Source organism: Streptomyces wedmorensis, assembly GCF_000716445.1.
GTDB lineage: Bacteria > Actinomycetota > Actinomycetes > Streptomycetales > Streptomycetaceae > Streptomyces > Streptomyces wedmorensis.
This window is the reverse complement of record NZ_JNWK01000149.1, coordinates 1-1272: the sequence shown is the minus strand read 5'-3', so window position 1 is coordinate 1272 and position 1272 is coordinate 1. Positions and strand designations below refer to the sequence as shown.

2 protein-coding genes and 1 pseudogene are annotated in these 1272 nt (G+C 61.6%); 1 reads left to right on the top strand and 2 read right to left on the bottom strand.

Going from position 1 to position 1272, the window contains the following annotated elements; all coding sequences use genetic code 11:
• Positions 1-147: 147 nt before the first annotated feature.
• Both OO54_RS40845 and OO54_RS40840 read right to left on the bottom strand, forming a co-directional pair.
• Positions 148-558 carry a WXG100 family type VII secretion target gene (locus tag OO54_RS40845; RefSeq protein ID WP_033212788.1) on the bottom strand — a complete coding sequence of 137 codons (411 nt, stop codon included), beginning with the start codon at positions 556-558 and terminating at the stop codon, positions 148-150.
• 38 nt (positions 559-596) lie between these two features.
• A complete protein-coding gene (locus tag OO54_RS40840; RefSeq protein WP_033212783.1) occupies positions 597-902 on the bottom strand; it encodes a WXG100 family type VII secretion target in 306 nt (101 codons plus the stop codon).
• Positions 903-1050: 148 nt separating this feature from the next.
• Here OO54_RS40840 and OO54_RS49025 point away from each other — a divergent pair.
• Positions 1051-1182 (top strand): annotated as a pseudogene (locus OO54_RS49025) (IS630 family transposase); the annotation flags it as partial.
• Positions 1183-1272: the final 90 nt, after the last annotated feature.

Here is a 1272-nt window from a genome sequence, read left to right as displayed (position 1 = left end):
TGATCTTGGTCGAGAACCCGTCTACCAGGAGCTTCGTCGTTGCGCAGGAGCGTCTAACTCGCGGTCAATGCCACGAGGCTGGAAAAGCTCACTTACCCGGAACAGGACTCGCTCGCATCACCTCAAGAACCGTCAGGGACACCACCCTCAGAATTCCGGGGTTATAGCCCGGATTGCGATGGCCTGGTTGTGATCGTCATCGACAACACCGTCGGCGAGATCGATGAGGAACGTGGCAGCCCGGTCGACCCACTCAGCGTAGACGTTCAGGCGCTGGTGCATCGCTGCGAGAGTGTCGTCGAAGGCCGTCCGGCTCTGGCCGCTCCATCCGTCCCCCAGCGTCGACGCGACCTCGGTGAGCAGCATGTCAAGGCGATGTGAGATGGCGCGATGAGCCTCCATGAGGTGGCCGGCCGATTCTTTGATCTCGTCCGGCGAATACTCCACCAAGTCGTACACCAGAAACCCCCAGAAGTCTCTCCCGTTGTAAGCGAGGTCCAGATCGCTCTCCTGGAATCCATCGCGGGCTTCGGGTACGGGTGGGGGAAGGTTCTCCATGGAATTTTCCTCACATCAGGGGTGTCGAAAACTGCGGCCTACGATTGCTCGAGGCTGGTGGCCTTCCGGGCCCGTTCCTCCTCGGCCTCGAACATCCTCTGCGCGCCGGCGAGGGCGTCGTCTCCGAACGTCTGGAGGAGACGCAGTTCCCGAGCCATGAGATAGCACCACCGCTCGGACACGTTGTGGAACGCCCGCCGTGCCTGACCGGTGAAGGCAACCTCTTCCAGCTCTCGCATGATCGACTCCTGGATTCCAGCCCAGTCGCTGGCAGCATTCCGGACCATCTGGATGCCTTCTAGTGCCCCGGGGTCGAGACTGATGATCCTCGGCGTCTCCGCCATTTAGACTCCTCGTTCTTCGATGCCGGTCCTCTCCAACGCACGCAGACCCCAACACGACAGTTCATGCGAAGCCCTGAAGCCTACTGAGGTTGAACTTGTGGTGTCGTAGGGGCTGACGGCGGATCGTCGGCTGCGGTATCACCGGGGCATGCGGTATCCAGAAGGGGGCGGGCTGACTGCCGAACGTCAGCAGTTTCGCGAGGGGTTACGGCTTCAGGCGGCCGAGCGGCTCGCTCGGAGTGAGGCCAGTGCGGTGATCGCGAAGGACCTGCGGGTAAGTGAGCTTTTCCAGCCTCGTGGCATTGACCGCGAGTTAGACGCTCCTGCGCAACGACGAAGCTCCTGGTAGACGGGTTCTCGACCAAGATCA

What these genes read in the sequence shown, in the direction of transcription:
- OO54_RS40845 (WP_033212788.1), bottom strand. Translation starts at nt 558, where the DNA reads ATGGAGAACCTTCCCCCACCCGTACCCGAAGCCCGCGATGGATTCCAG.
- OO54_RS40840 (WP_033212783.1), bottom strand. Translation starts at nt 902, where the DNA reads ATGGCGGAGACGCCGAGGATCATCAGTCTCGACCCCGGGGCACTAGAA.